Below are 4,100 nucleotides of genomic sequence, written 5' to 3'. Positions count from 1 at the left end.
CGAACTGACCAAGCTGACCGAACCGACGGAGCTGACCGAACCGACCGAACCGGCGGAGCCGACCGCCTCGCCGTCGGGCAGCAGCACGATCCGGTACATGCAGCCGAGCCCGGACGGGACGAAGTCCAGGTACCGCCGGTGCCGTACGAGCAGTTGCTCCTCGCTCTCCGGCCCGCCGACGTGCTTCTTCATCTCCGGGGTGTTGATCCGGCGCAGCAGCGCGAGGTCGTCGTCCGTCCAGGGTTCGATGCGTACCTCTGCCGTGGTCATGCCGGGGACGGTAGCGCCGGGGGGCCCGGGTGACCAGTGGTTTTCAGTCGGTCGGGGGCCCCTGCTCGGGTGCGGCGGTGCCCGGCTGGGCGAGGGCGCGGGCGAGCTGGTCCAGGGCGGGCAGGGCGCCGACGACCGCCGCGCGGTCGGCCGGGTCGAGGGTGCCGAGCGCGGCGGCGATGCGGCGTTCGTGGGCGTGCTGCCAGTCGTCCAGCTGTCGCCGTCCGGCCGGGGTGAGGGCGATCCGGGCGGTGCGGCGGTCGCCGGGGTCGGCCTGGCGGTCGACGAAGCCGGCGTCGAGCAGCTTTCCGACCAGTCCGCTGACGGTGTTGGGTGCGAGCCGCTGGCGCGCGGCGAGTTCGCCGACCCGCAGTGGTGCGGCGGCCAGTGTCTGGAGGAGTTCGACCTGCGCCATCGGCAGGGACTCCCACGGGTAGTCGGTGCGGATGCTGCTGCGCAGTGCGCGGCGCAGCCGGGTGACGGTGTCGGTCAGCTGCCGGGCGTGCTCGACCGCCGGGTCGGGGCTTCCGGTGGCGGGGTCGGGAACGTGTGGTGACGACGGCATGGCGGACAGCGTATCTCCTGGTACGGGGCGGTTCGGCGGCCGGTTCGGGTGTCGGTTCAGGGGCCGGTTCGGGGGGGCTGGGGCCGCGCCGTGCCGTGGCTCTGCGGCGGGTCTGCGGCGGGTCTTGGGGCGGGTGTCCGTCGGGTGCCGTCCGGCACCGTCCGCACTGCGGGACCCTTCCTGTCGTAGAGCGAACTGCTCGTAGCACGAACATATCTGTATCCGATATATTCGTGGCATGAACGCCACTGCCCTTGCCTCGCGGTTGCTCACCGAGCGGCCCCGGCCGCGCGGCATAGCGGGCTGGCGCCACGCCCACTGGCTCGCGGTCGGCACGGTCTGCCTCGGCGCCTTCCTCGGCCAACTGGACGCCAGCGTCATCGCGCTGGTCTTCCCCGCCCTCGGCCGCCACTTCGACGCGAGCTTCGCCGTCGTCGAATGGGTCGCCCTCGCCTACCTGCTGGTCCTGGTCGCCCTGCTGGCCCCGATCGGCTGGCTGTCCGACCTGGTCGGGCGCAAGACGATGTACATCGGCGGCTTCGCGGTCTTCGGCCTCTCCTCGCTGGGCGCCGGATTCGCCGGCAGCCTCTGGGTCCTGGTCGGCTGCCGCGCCGTCCAGGCGGTCGGCGCCGCGATGATGCAGGCCAACAGCGTGGCCCTGGTGGCGCGCGGCGTGCCCGAGCACGCGATGCGGCGCGCGCTCGGCATCCAGGCCGCCGCCCAGGGGCTCGGCCTGGCGCTCGGGCCCAGCCTCGGCGGGCTGCTGGTCGAACACGCCTCGTGGCGCTGGGTGTTCTGGGTCAACGTGCCGATCGCGGTGTTCGGCATCCTGGCCGGCTGGTACCTGCTGCCCCGCACCCGGGCGGCCGGCGCCCCGGCCACCGTGCCGGGCCCCCGCCTCAACGGCTCCCCCCGCACCCCCCGCCCCTACGCGTCCCGCACGGCCGAGTTCCGCGCGGCCGAGTCCCGCTCGGCCGAGTCCCGCGAGGACGCCCGCGTCGACCTGCCCGGCATGCTGCTGCTGACCGGCGCGACCACCTCCCTGCTGCTCGCCCTGTCCACCGCGTCCGGGCTGCCCCTGCCCGGCTGGGCGGTGGCCGCCCTGCTGCTCGCCTCCGCCGCCCTGACCGTCGCGCTGGTGCGCCAGGAGCGGCGGGCCGCCCGGCCGATCCTGGCGCCCGGACTGGTCAACACCCCGGGCGTGCGCTCCGGCCTGGCGGTGGCGCTGATCGGCTACCTGCTGCTGTTCTGCCCGCTGGTGCTGGGCCCCGTGCTGTTCGCCGGTGCCGGTGTGTCGACCGCCCACGCGGGCCTGGTGGTCACCCTGCTGCCCGCCGCGTTCGCCTTCGCCGCGACCGTCGGTGGCGGACTGCTGCCCCAAGGCTGGTCGGACGTGACCAGGTGCCGCTTCGGCGCGCTGCTCGCCGCCGCCGGACTGCTGCTGTTCGCCCTGCTTCCGGCCTCGGACGTGGCGGCGCTCCCGCTGCTGCTCGCGGGGTACGGGCTGGGCCTGCTGCTGCCCGCCAACAACGCCCTGGTGATGCGGGCGATACCGGCGCAGTGCTCGGCGGTCGGCGGCGGCATGGTCAACATGGCCCGCAGCCTCGGCACGGCGCTCGGCATGGCACTGTCCGTCCTCGGTGTCCACCTGGCGGGCGCCGAGTCCGGTGGGCGGACGGTGCTGTACCTCCTCGCCGCCGTCGCGGCGGCCGCCGCACTGCTCACCCGCCCCACCCGGGCCCGAGAAAACCGGGTGGTCACTCGCTCTTGAGGTCGTCGGCGAGGCGGCGGGCTGCTTCGGTCTCGATGGGGCCTCGGGGTTCGACCTCCCCGTCGGCGAGGCGGCCGGCCATGAGGCGGATCATCGCGACCTCGATCATCGCATCGGCGTTGCGAGGCACCGCGACGATCTCCGGGTTCTCGCGCCCCGTGAACGTCTCCGCCCGCATCGGCTCAGCCCGAAGCACCCCGCCCGTACGGGGTGGCGGCGATGGTGGGGGGCCGCTCGGTGGTGGGCGGGGGCCTGTCGTGGCGGGTGGCGAGGACGCGCCTTTGCCCGAGGCGGCGGAGGGCGGCGTTCGACGACGTCGTGGATCCGGTGGTCGGGCTGGTCGAGGCGTTCGGGCTGGTGTGGGCGATGCCGAGTGGGCGCGGAAGGCGCGTGGGCGGCGGCCCTTGCCGGCCGCGGCACCCGGGCCCGTCGTTGCGGGTGCCGCCGGTCAGGGGGAAGGCGAGCGGCCGTCGAGGCCGGACTGACCCCGCCGGTCTGTCCGCCGCGCGGGCGGCCCAAGGCCCGTTGCCCGTGCCCCCTTTGGCGGTGGCGTGCCGGTGGGCGCGCACGGTCGTGGAGTCAGGCGCGGCGCAACCGCTCGATGTCGGATCGGGGCCTGTGCGGCGGCGAGGGCGCGGGCGCGGTGGCCCGGGTGCCGTCCGCGGACCAGGGGGTCGGGCGGCCATGGGCGGTCTGTCAGGGGCCGAACACCGGCGGTCCCTGGCTCGGCCCGGTGCCGGCGGCAGTGGGCGGGCCACCGCCCAGGCCCCGGCGGATATCTCCGGTGTCCCGCGACATGGCCGACGAGCAGACGTCCCCTACGCGTCGGTGCGGGCGTTCAGTGCGTCCTGCGCGCGGTTGAGGCCGCGTCGCACCAGGGTCTCCAGGGCGTCCGCGCAGCGGTCCAACTCGACGGGCAGTGCGGCCAGTTCGTCGTCCGAGAACTTCTTCAGCACGAAGTCCCCGACGCTCTGCCCCTTCGGGGGGCGTCCGACGCCGAAGCGCAGCCGGACGAAGTCCCGGGTGTCGAGCGCCTCGCCGACGGAGCGCACGCCGTTGTGGCCGCCGGGGCCGCCGCCGCGCTTGAGTCTGGCGGAGCCGAAGGCGAAGTCCAGGTCGTCCTGCACGACCACCAGCCGTTCGACCGGGACGTCGTGGCGGCGCAGCAGGGCGGCCACCGGGCGTCCCGACAGGTTGATGGACCACAGCGGCTTGGCCAGCAGCACCCGGTGGCCGTCGACGCCGATCTCGGTGGCCAGGGTGGCGATTCCGCGTCGGCGGAAGCGGGCGCCGTGCCGTTCGGCCAGCCGGTCCACGGCCAGGAAGCCGGCGTTGTGGCGGGTGAGCCGGAACCACGGGCCGGGGTTGCCCAGTCCGGCGATCAGCCAGGGGGCGTCGGGGGTCTGGCGGGGGCTCTCCGAAGGGGGGGGGGGAAGACGGCAGGGCGCCGGCCAGGATCGGCAGGACCAGCGAGGTGGGCGGGGCCCAGCCGGG

The 4,100-nt window shown here is 75.1% G+C and carries 3 protein-coding genes and 2 pseudogenes; 1 reads left to right on the top strand and 4 read right to left on the bottom strand.

Going from position 1 to position 4,100, the window contains the following annotated elements; all coding sequences use genetic code 11:
• Positions 1–270, bottom strand: a pseudogene (locus AB0E96_RS32825) (hypothetical protein); the annotation flags it as partial.
• Between the two features lie 43 nt (positions 271–313).
• Positions 314–835, bottom strand: a complete 522-nt coding sequence (locus AB0E96_RS32820; RefSeq protein ID WP_359829436.1) for a MarR family winged helix-turn-helix transcriptional regulator — start codon at positions 833–835, stop codon at positions 314–316.
• A gap of 238 nt (positions 836–1,073) precedes the next feature.
• Between AB0E96_RS32820 and AB0E96_RS32815 the strand changes: the two genes are divergently transcribed.
• The gene (locus AB0E96_RS32815) at positions 1,074–2,606 is read left to right on the top strand and encodes an MFS transporter (RefSeq protein WP_359829435.1); all 1,533 of its coding nucleotides are present in this window, start codon (positions 1,074–1,076) and stop codon (positions 2,604–2,606) included.
• Here AB0E96_RS32815 and AB0E96_RS32810 read toward each other — a convergent pair.
• Both AB0E96_RS32810 and pth read right to left on the bottom strand, forming a co-directional pair.
• Positions 2,593–2,727: pseudogene (locus tag AB0E96_RS32810) on the bottom strand (IS5/IS1182 family transposase); the annotation flags it as partial. The gene AB0E96_RS32815 and the pseudogene AB0E96_RS32810 sit on opposite strands and share 14 nt — an antisense overlap.
• A gap of 697 nt (positions 2,728–3,424) precedes the next feature.
• The gene (pth, locus tag AB0E96_RS32805; protein WP_359829443.1) at positions 3,425–3,991 is read right to left on the bottom strand and encodes an aminoacyl-tRNA hydrolase; all 567 of its coding nucleotides are present in this window, start codon (positions 3,989–3,991) and stop codon (positions 3,425–3,427) included.
• Between the last annotated feature and the right edge of the window lie 109 nt (positions 3,992–4,100).

The organism is Kitasatospora sp. NPDC036755, assembly GCF_040636595.1.
GTDB lineage: Bacteria > Actinomycetota > Actinomycetes > Streptomycetales > Streptomycetaceae > Kitasatospora.
This window is presented reverse-complemented; position numbering and strand designations above follow the sequence as displayed.

What these genes read in the sequence shown, in the direction of transcription:
- AB0E96_RS32815 (WP_359829435.1), top strand. Translation starts at nt 1,074, where the DNA reads ATGAACGCCACTGCCCTTGCCTCGCGGTTGCTCACCGAGCGGCCCCGG.
- AB0E96_RS32820 (WP_359829436.1), bottom strand. Translation starts at nt 835, where the DNA reads ATGCCGTCGTCACCACACGTTCCCGACCCCGCCACCGGAAGCCCCGAC.